Origin of the sequence: Streptomyces scabichelini (genome assembly GCF_011045015.1) — a bacterium.
Classification (GTDB): Bacteria; Actinomycetota; Actinomycetes; order Streptomycetales; family Streptomycetaceae; genus Streptomyces; species Streptomyces scabichelini.
Genome location: NZ_JAAKZY010000007.1, coordinates 88,718 through 107,959, shown reverse-complemented (window position 1 = coordinate 107,959; position 19,242 = coordinate 88,718). Strand labels below are relative to the sequence as shown.

The 19,242-nt window shown below is 69.5% G+C and carries 18 protein-coding genes; 6 read left to right on the top strand and 12 right to left on the bottom strand.

Annotated features, from left to right (window positions below; all coding sequences use genetic code 11):
• On the top strand, window positions 1–649 hold a 649-nt coding region (locus tag G5C60_RS04125; protein WP_165254789.1), incomplete at its 5' end, for an MFS transporter.
• A 32-nt stretch (window positions 650–681) separates the two neighbouring features.
• Here the strand turns inward: G5C60_RS04125 and G5C60_RS04120 are convergent.
• Genes G5C60_RS04120 through G5C60_RS04110 form a run of 3 tightly spaced genes read right to left on the bottom strand, consistent with a single transcriptional unit; the run spans window position 682 to window position 2,013 of the window.
• Window positions 682–1,029, bottom strand: coding sequence for a tetratricopeptide repeat protein (locus G5C60_RS04120; RefSeq protein ID WP_165254788.1), 348 nt, complete (start codon window positions 1,027–1,029; stop codon window positions 682–684).
• Window positions 1,030–1,078: 49 nt separating this feature from the next.
• On the bottom strand, window positions 1,079–1,525 hold the full coding sequence (locus tag G5C60_RS04115; RefSeq protein WP_165254787.1) for a winged helix DNA-binding protein: 447 nt from the start codon (window positions 1,523–1,525) through the stop codon (window positions 1,079–1,081).
• Window positions 1,522–2,013 (bottom strand): MarR family winged helix-turn-helix transcriptional regulator, encoded by a 492-nt coding sequence (locus tag G5C60_RS04110; RefSeq protein ID WP_165254786.1) that lies wholly within the window; start codon window positions 2,011–2,013, stop codon window positions 1,522–1,524. Before G5C60_RS04110 ends, G5C60_RS04115 begins: the two co-directional genes overlap by 4 nt.
• 112 nt (window positions 2,014–2,125) lie before the next feature.
• On the opposite strand from G5C60_RS04110, the gene G5C60_RS04105 reads away from it, so the two are divergent.
• Window positions 2,126–3,091: a pirin family protein gene (locus G5C60_RS04105; protein WP_165254785.1), complete on the top strand. Its 966-nt coding sequence runs from the start codon at window positions 2,126–2,128 to the stop codon at window positions 3,089–3,091.
• A 52-nt stretch (window positions 3,092–3,143) separates the two neighbouring features.
• On the opposite strand, the gene ppk2 is transcribed toward G5C60_RS04105, so the two are convergent.
• The 9 genes from ppk2 to rhaI form a co-directional block, all read right to left on the bottom strand.
• The gene (ppk2, locus tag G5C60_RS04100) at window positions 3,144–4,070 is read right to left on the bottom strand and encodes a polyphosphate kinase 2 (RefSeq protein WP_165254784.1); all 927 of its coding nucleotides are present in this window, start codon (window positions 4,068–4,070) and stop codon (window positions 3,144–3,146) included.
• 171 nt (window positions 4,071–4,241) lie between these two features.
• Complete coding sequence (locus G5C60_RS04095) at window positions 4,242–5,069, bottom strand: SAM-dependent methyltransferase (RefSeq protein WP_165254783.1); 828 nt, start codon at window positions 5,067–5,069, stop codon at window positions 4,242–4,244.
• Between the two features lie 133 nt (window positions 5,070–5,202).
• Complete coding sequence (locus G5C60_RS04090) at window positions 5,203–6,135, bottom strand: lytic polysaccharide monooxygenase auxiliary activity family 9 protein (protein WP_165254782.1); 933 nt, start codon at window positions 6,133–6,135, stop codon at window positions 5,203–5,205.
• Between the two features lie 117 nt (window positions 6,136–6,252).
• Window positions 6,253–6,939 (bottom strand): LUD domain-containing protein, encoded by a 687-nt coding sequence (locus G5C60_RS04085; RefSeq protein WP_165254781.1) that lies wholly within the window; start codon window positions 6,937–6,939, stop codon window positions 6,253–6,255.
• A complete protein-coding gene (locus tag G5C60_RS04080) occupies window positions 6,936–8,423 on the bottom strand; it encodes a LutB/LldF family L-lactate oxidation iron-sulfur protein (protein ID WP_165254780.1) in 1,488 nt (495 codons plus the stop codon). Before G5C60_RS04080 ends, G5C60_RS04085 begins: the two co-directional genes overlap by 4 nt.
• 40 nt (window positions 8,424–8,463) lie before the next feature.
• The gene (locus tag G5C60_RS04075) at window positions 8,464–9,219 is read right to left on the bottom strand and encodes a (Fe-S)-binding protein (protein WP_165254779.1); all 756 of its coding nucleotides are present in this window, start codon (window positions 9,217–9,219) and stop codon (window positions 8,464–8,466) included.
• 196 nt (window positions 9,220–9,415) lie between these two features.
• Entirely contained in the window at window positions 9,416–10,855 is a 1,440-nt protein-coding gene (locus G5C60_RS04070) for a rhamnulokinase (protein ID WP_165254797.1), read from the bottom strand.
• A gap of 32 nt (window positions 10,856–10,887) precedes the next feature.
• Window positions 10,888–12,927, bottom strand: coding sequence for a bifunctional aldolase/short-chain dehydrogenase (locus G5C60_RS04065; RefSeq protein ID WP_165254778.1), 2,040 nt, complete (start codon window positions 12,925–12,927; stop codon window positions 10,888–10,890).
• A gap of 161 nt (window positions 12,928–13,088) precedes the next feature.
• Complete coding sequence (rhaI, locus tag G5C60_RS04060) at window positions 13,089–14,249, bottom strand: L-rhamnose isomerase (protein ID WP_165254777.1); 1,161 nt, start codon at window positions 14,247–14,249, stop codon at window positions 13,089–13,091.
• Window positions 14,250–14,523: 274 nt separating this feature from the next.
• Between rhaI and G5C60_RS04055 the strand changes: the two genes are divergently transcribed.
• From G5C60_RS04055 to rhaS, 4 genes are all read left to right on the top strand, one after another.
• Complete coding sequence (locus G5C60_RS04055) at window positions 14,524–16,041, top strand: sugar ABC transporter ATP-binding protein (RefSeq protein WP_165254776.1); 1,518 nt, start codon at window positions 14,524–14,526, stop codon at window positions 16,039–16,041.
• Complete coding sequence (locus tag G5C60_RS04050) at window positions 16,038–17,075, top strand: ABC transporter permease (RefSeq protein ID WP_165254775.1); 1,038 nt, start codon at window positions 16,038–16,040, stop codon at window positions 17,073–17,075. Before G5C60_RS04055 ends, G5C60_RS04050 begins: the two co-directional genes overlap by 4 nt.
• Window positions 17,068–18,054: an ABC transporter permease gene (locus G5C60_RS04045; protein WP_165254774.1), complete on the top strand. Its 987-nt coding sequence runs from the start codon at window positions 17,068–17,070 to the stop codon at window positions 18,052–18,054. Before G5C60_RS04050 ends, G5C60_RS04045 begins: the two co-directional genes overlap by 8 nt.
• A 100-nt stretch (window positions 18,055–18,154) precedes the next feature.
• Complete coding sequence (gene rhaS / locus G5C60_RS04040) at window positions 18,155–19,240, top strand: rhamnose ABC transporter substrate-binding protein (protein WP_165254773.1); 1,086 nt, start codon at window positions 18,155–18,157, stop codon at window positions 19,238–19,240.
• Window positions 19,241–19,242: the final 2 nt, after the last annotated feature.

Here is a 19,242-nt window from a genome sequence, read left to right as displayed (position 1 = left end):
GGGGGTCGGGCGGGATGCGGATGCCCGCCGGCCCCTGTCGGCCGACCTGCGCGACGGTCTCCGCCACTTGCGCCGCCATCAGCGGCTGCGCCGCCATCAGCGGCTGCGCCGCCTCGTCTGGGTCATCGCTCTCGGCGAGATGTGCTTCAGTGGCCCGCTCATGGCCGGGCTCGTGCTGCTCGCCGACGAGCGGGGCTGGGGCACCGGCTCGCTCGGCTGGATTCTGGCCGCGTTCAGCGTCGGGGGAGCCGTGAGCGCGGTGGCGATGGCGGTCGCGCGTCGTGTGCCCCGCGCCGGGGCCGTCCTCGCGGGTTCGCTGCTCGTGACCGCCGTGGTGGTCGCGGCGCTCGGCCGGACCGGCACCTCCGGCACCGCCACCGCGCTGGGCGGGCTGCTCGGCGCAGTCAGCGGTGTCGCGATGGTGCTCGGCAACGCCCTCCTGCAAAAAGAGACTGAGCCCCGGTACCTGGGGCGCGTCACCTCGGTGACGACCCTCTGCACTCTGGGGCTCAGCCCTCTTCTCTACCCGCTCACCGGTCTTGTCGCGGCGGCCTGGGGCACGGCGGCCTTCTTCGCGGGGTGCGGCGCGATCTGCGTACTGGCCGCGGCGACTGCACTCACCCCGCCCCTGCGCGGCGCACGCCTCTGAGCGGACTCGACTCCGGAGTGACTCTCAGGAGTTCACAGGGACTCGAAGTCCCCCGCGAGAGCCGACGCGAGCCGCATGTGAGGCTCCGCCTCGTCGTGCCGTCCCTGCCGCTGGAGCGTGCGCCCGAGCATCAGCCGGGCGTAGTGCTCCACCGGGTCGCGCTCGACGAGCTCCCGCAACTGGGTCTCGGCGCGGCGCAGTTGGGCCGAGTGATAGTACGCGCGCGCCAGCAGCAGCCGCGGTCCGACCTGCTCCGGCACCTCCTCGACCAGTCCGTCCAGGGTCCGGGCCGCCGCGGTGTAGTCCTTGGCGTCGAAGAACATCCGCGCACGCTCCCAGCGCTCGGCGGGTGTTCCGTGGTTGTAGTACGTCGTGTCCACTGCTGCCTCCTTCGAGGCCGACAACGGACCGCGATGGTTGAATATTCCACTACCTGGCCAGGGCGGCCAGTTCGGCATTGGCCCGTTCTGTGATGAGGGTCAGCACCCGGCCGGTGACGGCCAGGTCCTCCTTCGGGATACCGGCGTAGATCCTGGCCGTGATGGGGCCGGTCTCGGCGGAACTCTGCTCGTACAACTGCCGTCCGGCGTCCGTGACGCGCACGTGGGACGGCTCTTGCGGGGCCAGCAGCTCTCCGGAGATCAGCTCGTCGATCACGCCGTGCACGTCCGCCGCGTCGATCTTCAGCGCGCCGGCGACGCCGTCGACGAGTCCGTCGCGCTCGACCGGTCCGTCGGCGACGGCGGCGAGCCGGAGGGTGACGGACTGCTGGAAGGTGGCGCCGTGGCGGGCCAGCACGTTCTCGAGGATCGCGCGGCCTGCGTAGTGGGCCAGGGCTATGACCCGGGGGTCGGCGAGGGGTGCGGTGGTCGTCATGACTGCTCCTGAGGTGTCTCGTCGTTCTCGCTGAAGGGATCGAGAGGTGCGTCGAGCAGGGTGGTCAACTCGTGTTTGAACGCCTTGGTGCGCTGACTGTCGAGCCCTCCGAGAGGCGCCAGCAACTGCTCCAGGAGCCCCTGGACGACCTTGATCGCGCGGCCCGTGACCTCACGTCCCTGCTCGGTGAGCGACAGTCGCATCGCGCGCGGATCGGCGGGGTCCCGGGTGCGCTCGACGAGTCCGGCGGCTTCGAGGGAGCGGGCCAGCTTCGACACGTACAGCGGTTCGAGCCCTACCTGGTCGGCGAGTTGCCGCTGGCTGGGACGGAGCCCGGCCCGGTGCATGCCGTACAGCGACGCCACCAGTGAGTACTGCGCGTGTGTGAGGCCCAGGGGAGCGACCGCCCGGTCGACGGCGACCCGCCACTTCATCGACAGACGCCAGACCAGAAAACCGGGCGTCGCGCCCTCGGATGTCGTACTCATGGAAAATACAGTACATGGCTACTAAGTACATGGCTACTATTTCTCGAACGGCGTCGAAACAGCCCCGAGTGACGGACTGACGGGGCGCCCCCGGCGAGGCTAGGTTGGGCCCATGAGCAATCTTGATCGCCAGGCAGTTCCCGCGCTGTGCGGCGGCCGGGGTTTCGTGGTGGCCGAGCCGGTGCGCGAACTCCTCAGCCCCCGCAAGGTCAAGCTCGGCGAGTCCAGTGAAGTCCGCCGCCTGCTGCCCAACCTCGGCCGACGCATGGTCGGCGCCTGGTGCTTCGTCGATCACTACGGCCCCGACGACATCGCCGACGAGCCAGGTATGCAGGTCCCGCCGCATCCGCACATGGGCCTGCAGACCGTCAGCTGGCTGCACGAGGGCGAGGTGCTGCACCGCGACTCCACCGGCAGCCTCCAGACGATCCGCCCGCGCGAGCTGGGCCTGATGACCTCCGGCCGGGCCATCAGCCACTCCGAGGAGAGCCCGCGCTCGCACGCCCGCTTTCTGCACGGGGCGCAGCTGTGGGTCGCCCTGCCCGACGGCCACCGCCACACCGAGCCGCGCTTCGAGCACCATGGCGAACTGCCCGTGGTCACCGCCCCCGGTCTCCGGGCCACGCTGATCCTGGGTGACGTCGACGGTGCCGCCTCGCCCGGCACGACGTACACCCCGATCGTCGGCGCCGACCTCGCCCTCGACCAGGGTGCCGATGTACGCCTGCCGCTGGAGCCGGACTTCGAGTACGCCGTGCTGTCCATGTCCGGGGAGGCCCGCGTGGACGGCGTACCGCTGCTGCCCGGCTCCATGCTCTACCTCGGCTGCGGCCGTGCCGAACTGCCCCTGCGCGCCGAGTCGGACGCGGGTCTGATGCTCCTCGGCGGCGAGCCGTTCGAGGAGGAGCTGATCATGTGGTGGAACTTCATCGGGCGTACGTCTGCCGACATCGAGCAGGCCCGCTCGGACTGGATGGCGGGTTCGCGCTTCGGTGAGGTGAAGGGGTACGACGGCGATCCCCTGGCCGCTCCCGAACTGCCGCCGGTGCCGCTGAAGGCGCGGGGGAGGGCGCGCTGACCTCGGCGTCGTCCCCCACCAGCCCCGTCGGCCTCACCGGCACGACGAGGCGCTACACGCCCTGTCCGTCGTCGTCCTCGCCCGCCTCCAGCAGGTTCGCCGCGGCCCCCACGATGCTCGGGTCGGGGCTGCCGACCACCTCTTCGTCCTTGCCCGCGTAGTCGAAGCGGGCCAGAACGCTGCGCATCGCCTCCACGCGCGCCCGCTTCTTGTCGTTGCTCTTCACCACCGTCCAGGGCGCCTGCTCCGTGTCCGTCTCGCGGAACATGGCGACCTTGGCGGCCGTGTAGTCGCCCCAGCGGTCCAGGGACGCCAGGTCCATGGGGCTGAGCTTCCACTGCCGTACGGGATCCACCTGACGGATCGTGAAACGGGTGCGCTGTTCGCCCTGCGAGACCGAGAACCAGAACTTGATCAGGTCGATGCCGTCGTCCACGAGCATCCGCTCGAAGGCCGGCGCCTGGCGCATGAAGCGCCGGTACTCGTCCTCCGTGCAGAAGCCCATGACGCGTTCCACACCGGCGCGGTTGTACCAGGAGCGGTCGAACATCACGATCTCGCCCTCGGTCGGCAGATGCTCCACGTACCGCTGGAAGTACCATTGGCCGCGCTCGCGTTCGGTCGGCTTCTCCAGCGCCACCACCCGTGCGCCCCGCGGATTGAGATGCTCGGTGAAACGCTTGATGGTGCCGCCCTTGCCCGCCGCGTCCCGCCCCTCGAAGACGATGACGAGCCGGCGGCCGGTCTCCTTGATCCAGCTCTGCAGCTTCAGCAGCTCTATCTGCTGGAGCCGCTTGTGCCACTCGTACTCCTTGCGCTCCATGCGGTGCGCGTACGGGTAGTTCTCCCGCCAGGTCTCGATCGGGCTGCCGTCCGGCTGGATGAGCACCGGCTCGTCATGATCGGTGTAGTCGACCTTCAGACCCCTGAGGTCCGTGAGGTCCGCCAGGTCCGTGAGATTCGTCAGCGGTGGTGTCATACGTCCTTTTCTCCGGCCTCGGTGGAACGGGCGGGCGTCCCTTCGAGGAACGTGATGTGGCCCATTCCTCCATGCAAGCAAGCGGAGGCGTACAGGAGACCAAGCGCAGGCAAAGGGAGCGCATGATTCCGCCCCGGTCACTTTAAGAGGCCTGTCGAACACAGGCCACCGCTACGGCTTGCGAGCCACCCCGCCGAAGCTGTCCACTTCCTGGGGCTCGTCCGCCGCCTGGGGCTCGTCCTCCGGAGCGGCGGCGGGCACGGACGCCCCGGGGCGCCACTGGGCGACGGACACCAGGCCGGGATCGAGGAGTTCGAGGCCGGCGAAGAAGCGGACGAGTTGGTCGGGGCTGCGGTTGGTGCGGGGATTGTCGCTCGCCTGGTTCCACTGCTCGACCATGGCGCGCATCTCCTCCGGATGGAACACCTCGGTGCTGTCGCAGAACACGAGGTGACTGCCGGACGGCAGGGCGTCCAGCAGGCGCTCGACGATCCCGAAGGCGCTGTCGTCGGGCACGTGGGCGGCGATGCCCAGCAGCATCAGTGCGACCGGCTGGTCGAAGTCCAGCGTCCGGGCGGCACCTTCCAGGATGGCGTCCGGGTTCCGCAGGTCGGCGTCGATGTAGTCGGTGGCGCCTTGGGGGGTGCTGGTCAGCAACGCCGTGGCGTGGGCCAGCACGATCGGGTCGTGGTCGACGTACACGATCCTCGCCCCGGGGTTGATCCGCTGGGCGACCTCGTGGGTGTTGTCGAACGTGGGCAGTCCCGTACCGACGTCGAGGAACTGGCGGATACCGACCTCACCGGCCAGATACGTGACGGCACGCTTGAGGAACGCCCGCTGGGCGCGGGCGATGTGGACGATCTCCGGGTTCACCTCGCGGATCTGGTCCCCGACCTCGCGGTCGATCTCGTAGCAGTCCTTGCCCCCCAGCCAGTAGTTCCAGATGCGCGCGGAGTGCGGCACGCTGCTGTTGATCAACGGCATGTCATGAGGCATGGGGCAGCTCCGAGTTGGCCTGAAGTTACCGCCCAAGATAGAGCCGTCGGGCGGCGTACGTCGTCGGTTGCGTGATCTTCCCGAAAACGTTCGGTCCGCCGAAGTGGTTCCGTGCTCAGCGGCGGTCCCGTGTTCAGCGGCGTCGCCGCAGGGTGAAGGCCGCGCCCGCCGTGATGAGAAGCCCCGCCGCGCCGCCCGCGACGAGGGGCAGGGCCGTGTTCGTACGGTCGTCGTCGGCGGAGCTGTCGGAGGACACCGCGTCACCGGGTGCGCTGGTGACGTCGTCGGCCGGGGACTTCGCGGGTGCGCTGGTGATGTCCGTCGACGACGTCCCGGGGACGCCGGCGTCATCCGCCGGGGGCTGCGTGGGCTTGTCCGTCGCGGCGCCGGCACTCGCCTTGTCCTCGGCACCGGACTTTTCCTCGGACGCGGCTTCGTCCTTCCCACCCGGGAAGACGACGTCGGAGCAGGAGTAGTACGTGTCCGACGTACTCGTGTTCTGCCAGATCGTGTAGAGCAGATGGCGGCCGGTCCGGTCGGACGGCAACTTCGCCTCGATGCGGTAGGAGCCGTTCACCAACGACGGGTCCGTGACGCTCGCGAAGGGCTCGGAGGGCAGGTCGGACCACTTCAGCGGCTTCGTCGCGTCGTAGCCGTTCTTCGTCAGGAACAGCTTGAAGGTGCCCGTGTGCGGAATCGTCGACCGGTACGTCAGCGTCATGTCCGCCCCGGCGGACAGCCGTGTCGAGGGCCAGTCGGCGCGAGCCAGGTCGAGGCCGCGGTAGGCGTCGAGGCCCCCGCTGCACAACTCGCCGTCGGGCACGACCTGCCGGTCCCGGCCGCCGACTCCGGCGAGGCGCAGATTGTCGAAGGCGGCGACTCCCGAGGCGACGGCCGCCTCGCAGGCCGCGGATTTCGCCTGCTGCCCGCCATCGGGCGAGCAGGCCACCACCCGGCTGACCGGGTCCGTCGGCGCCCCGTGTGCGACAGCGGGCCCGGCGGCCCACACCGCGAGCAGCAGCGGAGCCAGTCCGACGAGGGCGGCGGTGCGGCGGTGTGCGGTCATCCGTCGGGTTCCTCCTTGACACGTCAAACGGGGTCGGCCGACTGTTCCGTGGCCATGAGCCACAGCCGTCGGCCGCCCCGTTGTTCCCGTGAAGTACGAGGCCCGCGCGAGATCCGTTCAACGCCCCCCGGACGGACTGTCATCGGACTCTCTGCCGGGCTCGCCGCTCACCAGCACCACCTCCAGGGTGCGCGGACCGTGCACCCCCTCGACCCGGTCCAGCTCGATGTCGCTCGTTGCGGACGGGCCGGAGATCCAGGTCAGCGGGCGTGTCGGGTCGAGGCGTACGAGGGCCTGGGGGACGGAGGAGACGACCTGGTCCGGGACCCGTACGACACAGATGTGGTGATCCGGGACGAGTGTGATGCGGCGGCGGCCCTGGTCCGGGCCGCCGTCCAGCACGATGGTGCCGGTCTCGGCGATCGCCACCGCACACGCGGTGATCACGCTGTCGACCTGGTCGAGATCGTGCGGTGTGCTGTCGGAACGGTCGGGCACACGTGTGACGTCGGTCGCCGCCAGCCACTCCTGCTCCAGGCCGGGCGGCACGACCACCGACTTCGAGCCCCGCTCGGCGAGCAGCCCGGCGATCAGGGCCGCCAGCCCGTCGCCCGCGCAGCGGTGCACGATCGCCCGGTAGTCGGCCAGGTTCTCGGCGAGCAGATCCACCGTCTGCTCGACACTCCGGTCTCCGTGCTCGTGCAGATAACTCCGGTCAACGGCCTGGTCGTACGGCGTTTCGCCGCGTGGCACGTCCGCGAGCGCGCGCCGCACCCGGCCGAGGATCACATCCCTGGTGCTCACTTGCCCGTCTCCTTCCCGCCGTGCGTGCGCTGCCACCAGTCGCGGAACGGCTCCGCGGGCACCGGTGGCAGATCGCGGGTCGCGCTCCACGCCTTGCCGGGGCCGGGCAGCGTACGGGGATGGAACCGGCGGCTGCGCGATGCGAGCCGCTGGCCGGTGCGCAGGGCGCCCGGGTGGCTGAACGCCCAGCGTGCCGCACGCATCGCGGCCCGCTCGGCGGCGTGTCCCTTCGCGGGCTTGAGTACGACCTTGTTGCCCTCCCGGGTCACCGGCCCCCCCTCCACGACCCGCTCCCGCAGATGCACCAGCACCTCGGGGATGTCGATCGCCACCGGGCACACCTCGTAGCAGGCGCCGCACAACGAGGAGGCGTACGGCAGCGAGGCGTCGATCTCGCTTGCGGTGCCCCGGAGTTGAGGACTGAGGATGGCGCCGATCGGGCCCGGGTAGACCGAGCCGTACGCATGGCCGCCCGCCCGCTCGTACACCGGGCAGACATTGAGACACGCCGAGCAGCGGATGCAGCGCAGGGCCTGACGGCCGACCTCGTCGGCGAGCGTGTCGGTGCGGCCGTTGTCGATGAGGACCAGATGGAAGGTCTGTGGGCCGTCCGCCGTCCCGGAGTCCGTCGTGCCCGTCCACATCGAGGTGTACGGGTTCATGCGCTCGGCCGTCGAGGAACGCGGGAGCGTCTGGAGGAAGACCTCCAGGTCCCGCCAGGTGGGCACGATCTTCTCGATGCCGACGACCGAGATCAGCGTCTCGGGCAGGGTCAGGCACATACGGCCGTTGCCCTCGGACTCGACGACCACCATCGTGCCGGTCTCGGCGACCATGAAATTGGCACCGGAGATGCCGACCTTGGCGCGCAGGAACTTCTCGCGGAGATGCAGACGGGCGGCCTCGGCCAGTTCGGCGGGCGTGTCCGTGAGCCCCTCCGGGGCCGGGCGGCCCCATTCGCTCATCTCGCGGGCGAAGATGTCGCGGATCTCGCCGCGGTTGCGGTGGATCGCGGGGACGAGGATGTGCGAGGGCCGGTCCTTGCCCAACTGCACGATGAGCTCGGCGAGGTCGGTCTCGTACGCGTGGATGCCCTCGGCCTCCAGCGCTTCGTTGAGCCCGATCTCCTGCGTGGCCATGGACTTGACCTTCACGACCTCGGTCTCGCCGGTCATCTTCACCAGATCGGCGACGATCCGGTTGGCCTCGTCCGCGTCGGCGGCCCAGTGGACGATGCCGCCGGCCGCCGTGACCGACTCCTCCAACTGCACCAGGTACCGGTCGAGATGACGCAGCGTGTGGTCCTTGATCTGCTTGCCCGCCTCGCGCAGCGCCGCCCAGTCGGACACCTCCGCGACCGCCTTGGCGCGCTTGGCGCGGATCGTGTGCGTGGCGTGCCGCAGATTGCCGCGCAGGGTCTGGTCGTAGACGGCTTCGTGCGCGGCCTTCGGGAAGGCCGGCATGCCGACGAAGGTGCCGCTCATGCGCTCGACTCCTCTACGGTGCGCCCGTTCATGCCAAGAGTCATGTCAGGGGCTCCTCTTCCGTGCTCGCCAGGATCTCCGCGATGTGCACCGGCCGCATCTCCGTTCTGAGGCGGGCCATCGTGCCGCCGATGTGCATCAGACAGGAGTTGTCCGCGGCACACAGCGCCTCCGCGCCCGTCGACTCGGCGTTACGGACCTTGTCGGCGCCCATCGCCGCCGAGACATCGGAGTTCTTCACGGCGAACGTGCCGCCGAAGCCGCAGCACTCGTCGGCCCCGGGCAGCTCCCGGAGCTCGAGTCCCCTGACCGCCTGGAGGAGTCGGCGCGGACGGTCGCCGAGGCCCAGACTGCGCAGGCCGTGGCAGGTCGGGTGATACGTGACGGTGTGCGGGTAGTACGCGCCGACGTCCGTCACGCCCACAACGTCCACCAGGAACTCCGTGAGCTCGTACGTCTTGGGCACGACCGGAGCGAGCGTGCGCGCGAGGGTGTCCCCGCGGCCCTCCGCGCGGGCCCGCTCGCCCATCCGCGGATACAGCTCCCGCACCATCGCGCCACACGATCCGGACGGTGTCACGATTGCCTCGTACCCTCCGAAGACATCGGAGAAATGCTCGGCCAGCGGCTCGGCCTCATGGCGATAGCCGGTGTTGTAGTGCGCCTGCCCGCAACAGGTCTGGCCCATCGGGAAGTCGACGTCGACGCCCAGCCTGGTCAGCAGTTTCACCACGGCACGGCCGGTTTCCGGATACAGCGTGTCGTTGACACAGGTCAGGAACAGGGCGACACGCATCGCGGCTCCTCGAGGTCGATCATCGGATGTGTGCACATTACGCTGCGCTTAGCTCTGCGGGAATGAGGGTGCCGTTCGCTCGGGGCGCCGATTCTGACCCGCCGTTGTTGGACTCGCCGTCCAGGGCTGCGGGCCGCCTGTGGTTGCTCGCGCAGTTCCCCGCGCCCCTGAGGGGCGCGGGATGGCAACCCCTGTTTCACCGCTGGGCGAGTCGGTCTTCGGCCGACCGCCACACCGCAGTGGACCCCCGCGGCTCGTACCGCGTCAACGGCTGCGTACGGGACAGCAGTGCGCGCATCGCCGTGCGGTCGCCGACCAGGCCGTCGGCGCGGGCCTGGACGAGGACGTTGCCGAGGGCGGCGGCCTCCGCCGGGCCCGCCACGACCGGGAGTCCGCAGGCGTCGGCCGTGAGCTGGCACAGCAGGGCGTTGCGGGTGCCGCCGCCGACGATGTGGACGACGTCGACCGGATGGTCGGCGAGTGCCTGGGCCTCGGCGATCGCCCGGCGGTGGGCGAGGGCGAGCGAGTCGAGGATGCAGCGGGTGACCTCGGCGGGGGACCCTGGCACCGGCTGGCCCGAGTCCCGGCACGCGTCGGCGATGCGGGACGGCATCCGGCCGGGGGCCAGGAACGCCGCGTCCCCGGCGTCCACGACGGACCGCAGCGGGGGCACCTCGGCCGCCTCGCTCAGCAGCGTCGGCAGATCCGGGTCCCCCCAGGCCCGTACGCACTCCTGCAGCAGCCACAGCCCCATGATGTTCCGGAGATAACGGACCGTGCCGTCAAGCCCCAGTTCATTGGTGAAGTTCGCCGCCCGGCTCGCCTCGGTCAGGACGGGCGCGTCCAGCTCCAGGCCCGCGAGCGACCAGGTGCCGGTGCAGATGTACGCGAAACGCTCGCCGCCGGTGGCCGGGACGGCCGCGACCGCGGACGCCGTGTCGTGCGACCCGACCGTGGTCACCGGGACCGGACCGGTCAGCCCGGTCTCCTCCAGGACCTCCGGGCGCAGCAGGCCCGCGGGATCCCCGGGCCGCCGCAGCGGTGCGAACAGCCTCAGATCGATACCGAGGCGGGATGCGACATCGTGCGCCCAGTCGCGGGTGCGCGGGTCGATCAGCTGGGTCGTCGAGGCGTTGGTGAGCTCCGTGCCCGCCTCACCCGTGAGCCAGTACGTCAGCAGGTCAGGGATCAGCAACAGGCGCTGAGCGTGCGCCAGTTGGGCCGAAGAGCGAGCCGCCGCCAACTGATACAGCGTGTTGAAGGGCGCGTACTGAAGCCCGGTCGCCGCATACAGCTCGGCCGCCGGAACCGTCGCCCACACCTTCTCCGCGACGCCCTCGGTTCGCGCGTCCCGATAGTGCACCGGGTTGCCGAGCAGCGCGCCGTCCGCGTCCAGCAGCCCGTAGTCCACGGCCCAGCTGTCGATGCCGACCGAGTCGACCTGCCCCGCCGCACGCAGCCCGTCGAGGACCCCGGCGTACAGGGCGAGGATGTCCCAGCGCAGCCCCTCGGGGGTCCGCACCGGCCGGTTCGGGAAGCGGTGCGCCTCGGTGAGGTCGAGCGACTCCGGTCCCACGCGGCCGACCATGACGCGCCCGCTGGACGCGCCGAGGTCGACCGCGGCGTACGACTTGATCGGTGCCGTCATCGGTGCCGTCATCGGAGCGGTCATCGCAGGAAGGCGGCGGCGACGCCGGCGTCGACCGGGACGTGCAGTCCGGTGGTGTGTGTCAGGTCCCCACCGGTCAGGGCGAAGACGGCGTTCGCGACGTGCTCCGGCAGCACCTCGCGCTTGAGGATGGTCCGCTGGGCGTAGAACTCGCCGAGCTTCTCCTCCTCGATCCCGTAGGTGGCGGCGCGCTGCGCGCCCCAGCCGCCCGCGAAGATCCCCGAACCGCGCACCACACCGTCCGGGTTGACGCCGTTGACACGGATGCCGTGCTCGCCCAGCTCGGCGGCCAGCAGCCGGACTTGATGCGCCTGGTCGGCCTTGGTCGCGGAGTACGCGATGTTGTTCGGGCCGGCGAAGACGGCGTTCTTCGACGCGATGTAGACGATGTCGCCGCCCAGACCCTGCTGGACCATCACCCGGGCCGCCTCACGCGAGACGAGGAACGAACCGCGGGCCATGATGTCGTGCTGGAGGTCCCAGTCCTTCGCCGTCGTCTCCAGCAGGGGCTTGGAGATGGAGATACCGGCGTTGTTGACCACGAGGTCGACCCCGCCGAAGGCGAGCGCCGCCGCCTTGAGGGCCTCGGCGATCTGCTCCTCGGACGTGACGTCCACGGTGACGGCGACGGCCTTGTCGGGACCGCCGAGTTCCTCGGCGACCTGGGCGGCGCCCTCCGCGTTCAGGTCGGCGACCACGACACACGCGCCCTCGGCGGCAAGCCGGTGGGCGATGGCCTTCCCGATGCCGCTGCCCGCACCCGTCACCAGCGCCACCCGCGTGGCGAGCGGCTTGGGCTTCGGCATCCGCTGGAGCTTGGCCTCCTCGAGGGCCCAGTACTCGATACGGAACTTCTCCGACTCCTCGATCGGCGCGTACGTCGAGACCGCCTCGGCCCCGCGCATCACATTGATCGCGTTGACGTAGAACTCGCCGGCCACCCGAGCGGTCTGCTTGTCCTTGCCGAAGCTGAACATGCCGACACCGGGCACGAGCACGATCGCCGGGTCGGCGCCGCGCATGGCGGGGGAGTCGGGGAAAGCGTGGCGCTGGTAGTAGGCGGCGTACTCCTCGCGGTACTCGGCGTGCAGCTCCGTGAGGCGGGCGATCGCCTCGTCGACGGAAGCGGTCGGCGGCAGATCGAGGACCAGCGGCCTGACCTTCGTCCGCAGGAAGTGGTCGGGGCAGGAGGTGCCGAGGGCCGCGAGGCGCGGGTGCTCGGCGCTCGCGAGGAAGTCGAGGACGACCCCGGAGTCGGTGAAGTGGCCGACCTGCGGGCGGTCCTGCGAGGCGATGCCACGGATGACCGGCGCCAGCGCCGCCGCCCGCTCCCGCCGCTCGACGGCGCCGAGAGCCGCGTACCCCTCGATCACCGGCCCGAAGGGCTCCGGCTTCCCCCGCTCGGCGAGGAAGGCCTCGGCGGTCCGGATGATGTGCAGCGAGTTGCGCTCGCACTCCTCGGACGTGTCACCCCACGCGGTGATCCCGTGCCCGCCCAGGACACACCCGATGGCCTGCGGGTTGGCCTCCTTGACGGCCGCGATGTCAAGCCCGAGCTGGAAGCCGGGCCGGCGCCACGGCACCCACACCACAGTGTCGCCGAAGCACTCGGCGGTCAGCTTCTCCCCGTCGGCCGCACAGGCGAGCGCGATACCGGAGTCGGGGTGCAGGTGGTCCACGTGCGCCGCGTCCACCAGACCGTGCATCGCGGTGTCGATGGACGGCGCCGCCCCGCCCTTGCCGTGCAGGCAGTAGTCGAACGCGGCGACCATCTCGTCCTCGCGCTCGACACCGGGGTAGACATCGGTGAGCGCCCGCAGCCGGTCCAGGCGCAGCACGGCCAGCCCCGACTCCTTGAGGGTCCCGAGATCGCCACCGGATCCCTTGACCCACATCAGCTCGACATCACCGCCGGTCACGGGGTCGGTGTCGATACCTTTCGCGGAGGCGTTGCCACCGGCGTAATTGGTGTTACGGGGATCGGCGCCGAGCCGGTGAGAACGGGAGAGAAGGGCATCGGCTTCGGGGTGGGCTGCCATGGGTGTGATCAGTCCTTCAGGATGTGTGTGTACGTGTATTCGGGGTCCTGTGGAGCGTGGGTGCCGGGGGGCGCCCCTTAAGGGGCGCGGGGAACTGCGCGACCAGCCACATCCGGCCCGCAGCCTGCAACGGGCCTGACTCGGCAGACGAAACGCAGCGATCAGGCACCCCAACCCGCCTGCTCTCCACCAACCCGCTCCTCAGCGATCTTCGCGGCCCACCCGGAGGCGCGATACGCGGCGACCGGGTCAGGGGCGAGCCCCATCTCCTCGCGCACCTCACGAAGCAACGGCCGCACGTCAGTGTTATACGCATCCATGAGCACGGCGTTCGCCTCAAGAACGTCACCGCCCCTCTGGGCGACGCCCAGCGCATCTCGGTCAACGAGAAGCGCCTTGGCCGTAGCCTCCTGCACGTTCATCACCGACCGGATGATCGCCGGGATCTTCGCCTCGATGTTGTGGCACTGGTCGAGCATGAACGCGACATCGGGCGAGAACCCACCGCCGCGGATCACCTCGTACATGATCCGGAACAACTGGAACGGATCCGCAGCCCCGACCATGAGGTCGTCGTCGGCGTAGAAGCGCGAGTTGAAGTCGAACCCGCCGAGCTTCCCCTCACGCAGCAGCGTCGCGACGATGAACTCGATGTTGGTGCCGGGCGCGTGGTGCCCGGTGTCCACCACGACCTGGGCCTTCGGCCCGAGCTTGAGGCAGTGGGCGTACGCGGTACCCCAGTCCGGGACATCCGTCGTGTAGAAGGCGGGCTCGAAGAACTTGTACTCCAGGAGCATCCGCTGGTCGTCGCCGAGCCGCTCGTAGACAGCGGCCAGCGCCTCGGCGAGCCGGTCCTGGCGCTCACGGATGTCGTCCTGGCCGGGATAGTTCGTGCCGTCCGCGAACCACAGCTTCAGGTCCTTGGAACCCGTCGCGTCCATGATGTCCACGCACTCGAGCAAGTGATCAAGAGCCTTGCGGCGCACCACCGCGTCGGCGTGGCAGACGCTGCCGAGCTTGTAGTCGTCGTCCTGGAAAGTGTTGGAGTTGATGGTGCCGAGCTTCACGCCACGGTCCTGCGCGTACTTGGCCAGCGCCGCGTAGTCGTCGACCTTGTCCCAGGGGATGTGCAGCGCGACGCTCGGCGCCGCCCCGGTGAACTCGTGCACCTTCGCCGCGTCGTCCAGCTTTTCGAAAGGATTGCGCGGGACTCCGGCCTGCGCGAACACCTTGAAGCGGGTCCCCGAATTCCCGTACGCCCATGACGGCGTCTCTACGGCCTGGGTCTTGAGGGCGGCCTTCACCGCTGCGAGCTCGGTCACTTCGGGACTCCTGTGACTTCGGGTGTGGATGACATGGGTGTGAAGAGCATCAGTCTGAAACGATTCAGAACGGGAAGCTATGAGCCACCCGTAGGACTGTCAACCCCTACGGCAAGGACTTCGCTCCGTGACTCGGTTGTGACCTCTGGCTATCGAAATTTTCGCCCGGGACCCATTGACGTGACCTGGGTGACCTGCCTAACGTCCCGGCAATCCAGTTGAAACCTTTCACGACGTCGTGAGGCCGCCCGCCCCGCGTCGCTGAGGAGCCCTAATGACCCACCCGTCCGACACGGGTCCGGCCCCCGTGCTGGCACTCAAGGACATTTCGAAGTCCTTCGGTGCCGTACGCGCCCTGCGGGACGTGTCCCTGGAACTGTTCCCCGGCGAGGTGCACGCACTCGCCGGAGAGAACGGCGCGGGCAAGTCGACCCTCATCAAGACGCTCGCCGGGGTGCACCGACCGGACGCCGGCCAGGTGCTGCTGGACGGCGAGCCCACCGTCTTCCACGGTCCCGCCGACGCCCGCGACGCGGGCATCGCCGTGATCTACCAGGAACCCACCCTCTTCCCCGACCTGTCGATCGCCGAGAACATCTTCATGGGCCGCCAGCCCCGGCGCGCTCTCGGCCGCATCGACCACAAGGCCACGCACGCGGCGACGCTGGCCCTGATGCAGCGCCTCGGCGTCGAACTCGACCCCGACCGCCCCGCACGCGGCCTGTCCATCGCCGACCAGCAGATCGTCGAGATCGCCAAGGCGCTCTCCTTCGACGCCCGCGTCCTGATCATGGACGAGCCGACGGCCGCTCTGACCGGCAGTGAGGTGGCGCGTCTCTTCGGAGTCGTCCGTACTCTGCGCGAGCAGGGCGCCGCGGTGCTGTTCATCTCTCACCGGCTGGAAGAGATCTTCAAGATCTGCCGGCGGGTCACGACCCTGCGCGACGGCGCCCTGATCTCCAGCGAGCCGCTGGACGGCATGACCGAGGACGACCTCGTACGCCGCATGGTCGGCCGCGATCTCGAGGAGCTGTACCCCAAGCAGGACGTACGGGCGGGCGAGGTGGCCCTGAGCGTGCGCCGGCTGACCCGCGAGGGCGTCTTCACCGACGTCTCCTTCGACGTCCGGCGCGGCGAGATCGTCGGTCTCGCCGGACTCGTCGGAGCCGGTCGTACGGAGGTGGCGCGAGCCGTCTTCGGCATCGACCGCTGGGACGCCGGCGAGGTCGAGGTGGACGGGCGGACGCTGGCGAACGGCGCGCCGTCCATGGCCATGGCCGCCGGGCTCGCCCTCGTCCCCGAGGACCGGCGGGCCCAGGGCCTGGTGATGGACATGTCCATCGAGCGCAACATCGGTCTGACCGGGCTGCGTACGACCGTGAAGGCGGGCCTCATGGACCGCGGCGCCGAGCGCAGCCGCTCCCTGGACTGGGCCGTCAAGCTCCAGGTCAAGTACGCCCGGATCGCCGACACGGTGAACACCCTGTCCGGCGGCAACCAGCAGAAGGTCGTCCTCGCCAAGTGGCTCGCCACCGGCCCGAAGGTACTGATCGTCGACGAGCCCACACGCGGCATCGACGTCGGTACCAAGGCCGAAGTGCACCGGCTGCTCAGCGAGTTGGCCGCCGACGGGGTCGCCGTCCTGATGATCTCCTCCGACCTGCCCGAGATCCTCGGCATGGCCGACCGCGTGCTCGTGATGCACGAGGGCCGGCTCACCGCCGAGATCCCCCGCACCGAAGCCACCGAGGAAACCGTGATGGCCGCTGCCACGGGGAGGGCCGCCGCATGACGGTCACCGCACCCCCGGCGCCCCCCGCCGAAGTGGAGAAGTCGAGCGGTACGCGACTTGTCGACCGGGTCTTCAAGATGCGCGAACTCGCCATCCTGGTCGTCTTCCTGGTGATGATCGCCGTCACCCAGGCGGGCAACAGCGAGTTCCTGTCCGAACAGGGCATCAAGGACCTGCTGCTGAACGCGACGATCCTGATGCTGGTCGCCACCGGCCAGTCGCTGGTCGTGATCACCCGGAACGTCGACCTGTCGGTCGGTTCGACCCTCGGCATCAGCGCCTTCGCCGCCGGTACGTACCTCCAGGGCGGCGGCAACTCCGTCGTGGCCATCGCCCTGGCCGTCCTGCTCGGTGTCGGCATCGGGCTGCTGAACGGACTGCTCGTCAGCCTCGGCCAGGTGCCCGCCCTCGTCGTCACCCTCGGCACGCTCTACATCATCCGAGGCATCGACTCCATCTGGGTCGGCTCACGGCAGATCACGGCGGCCGATCTCCCCGACGGATTCGCGGACTTCGGCTCCGGCGGCATCTGGGCGGTGCCCTATCTCGCCCTGATCGCGCTGGCCGTACTGATCGCCACCGCCTACTACCTCAAGCACTTCGGCAGCGGACGCGAGCTGTACGCCCTCGGCTCCAACCCCGAGGCCGCCCGGCTCGCCGGCATCCAGGTACGCAAGCGGATCCTGGTCGCGTACACCTTCTGCGGAGCCCTCACGGGTCTGGCCGGCGCGCTGTACCTGGCCCGGTTCGGCAACGTCGACTCCGGCACCGGCAACGGCTACGAACTCACCGTCGTCAGCGCGGTCGTGGTCGGTGGCGTCGTCTTCACCGGCGGCTCCGGCAGCGTCTACGGCGCCGCACTCGGCGCCCTGCTGCTGACCTCCATCAACAGCGTGCTGCCCGCCCTCGGCGTCAGCTCGGTCTGGGTGCTCGCCATCAACGGCATCCTGCTCATCCTCGCCATCGCGGTCGACCGCATCGTCGCCCTGCGCGTGGCGTCCGCCCTGAAGAAGAGGAACGCCCGCCATGGCTGACTCGCTGCTCGGGCGCGCCGTCCGCTGGGACACGGTTGTCGGCGCCCTCCTCATCGTCGTCCTGCTGCTGTCCTTCACCACCGTCGACGGCTTCGGCAACGCCCTCAACCTGTCGTTCCTGATCGGCAACACCCTGCCGATCGCGCTGATCGCCCTGCCGATGACGCTGCTCGTCGTGGCCGGCGAGATCGACCTCTCGGTCGCCTCCACGGCCGGACTGTCCGGTGCCGTGATGGGCGCGCTGTGGAACCAGGGCATGACCATCGAGACGATCATCCCGATCTGCCTGCTGCTCGGCGTGGTCTGCGGGCTGATCAACGGCCTGCTGGTGACCCGGCTCGGGCTGCCCTCCCTCGCCGTCACCATCGGCACCCTCGCCGCCTACCGGGGCATCGCACAGATCGTGCTCGGCTCGGACGCGGTGACCGACTTCCCCGCCCAGTACCTGGACTTCGCGTCCGGACGCATCGGGGACACCTTCATCCCGTACGCCTTCTTCCCCTTCCTCGTGCTGCTCGCGATCGCCGTGGTCGCGCTGCACGCCACCCCGTTCGGGCGCTCGCTCTTCGCGATCGGCGCGAGCGAGGAGGCCGCACGGTTCGCCGGCCTCCGGGTGAAGCGGCAGAAGCTGATCCTGTTCACCCTGACCGGCCTGATGGCCTCGCTCACCGGCATCTTCTGGGCGCTGCACTACGCCAGCGCCCGCTTCGACAACGCCACGGGTCTCGAACTCTCCGTCGTGGCCGCCGTGTTGCTCGGCGGCATCGACTTCGACGGAGGCAAGGGCACGCTCGGCGGCGCGATCGCGGGAGTCTTCCTGCTCGGCGCGCTGCAGAACGTGATGAGCATCCAGGACGTCTCCGCCCAGTCGCAGATCGTCGTCACCGGCGTACTGCTCGTCGTCTCCGTGCTCGGCCCCCGGGTCGCACGGCAGATCTCCATCGCGAGGGCGGGCCGAAAAGCGGTAGCGCTCCGCTGAAAGGGCCGTTCGAAAGCTGCGGGCCGTCTGTGGCTGGTCGCGCAGTTCCCCGCGCCCCTACGGGGCGCAACCCCACTCCACTCCGCAAAAGGATCCCCTCATGCGCAAGTCATCTCTCCGCCGCAGCGCCGTCGCGCTCGCCGCCGTCACCTCGCTCGCTCTCGCCGCCACCGCCTGCGGCGGCGGTACCACCAAGGAAGACGTCAGCAAGGAGGGCGGCGCCGCCGCCACGGCCGGCAAGGCCGACCCGAACGCTGCACTGAAGAAGGGCCTGACCGTCGGGTTCCTGCCCAAGCAGGTCAACAACCCGTACTTCACCACCGCCGACAAGGGCGGCGAGGCGGCCCTCAAGGAGCTGGGCTCGAAGTACAAGGAGGTCGGCCCGTCCAGCGCCACCGACACCGCGGGACAGGTGAGTTACGTGAACACGCTCACCCAGCAGCAGGTCGACGCGATGGCCGTGTCCGCGCAGGACCCGGGTGCCCTGTGCACCGCGCTCAAGCAGGCCATGAGCAACGACATCAAGGTCGTCACCTACGACTCCGACACCAAGCCCGACTGCCGCAACGCCTTCGTCTCGCAGGCCAGCGCCGAGGACCTGGGCCGTACCGAGGTGCAGCTGCTCGCCGAACAGATCGGCTACAAGGGTGAGATCGCGATCCTGTCCGCCGCGCAGACGGCGACGAACCAGAACGTCTGGATCGACTTCATGGAGGACGAGCTCAAGGATCCCAAGTACAAGGACATGAAGCTCGTCAAGGTCGCCTACGGTGACGACGACGCCCAGAAGTCCTTCCAGCAGACCCAGGGCCTGCTCCAGGAGTACCCGAACCTGAAGGGGATCATCTCCCCGACCACCGTCGGCATCAAGGCTGCCGCCCAGTACCTGTCCGGCTCCAAGTACAAGGGCAAGGTCAAGCTGACGGGCCTCGGCACCCCGAACGACATGCGCAAGTACGTCAAGAACGGCACCGTCGACGCGTTCGAGCTGTGGAACCCGGCGGAGCTCGGCGAGCTGGCCGCGCGTACGTCCGTGGCGCTGGCCTCGGGCCAGATCACCGGCAAGGAGGGCGAGAAGTTCACCGCCGGTGACATGGGCGAGTACACCATCGGCAAGGACGGCGTGATCAACCTCGGCAAGCCGACCGTGTTCGACGCGAAGAACATCGACGACTTCAACTTCTAGAC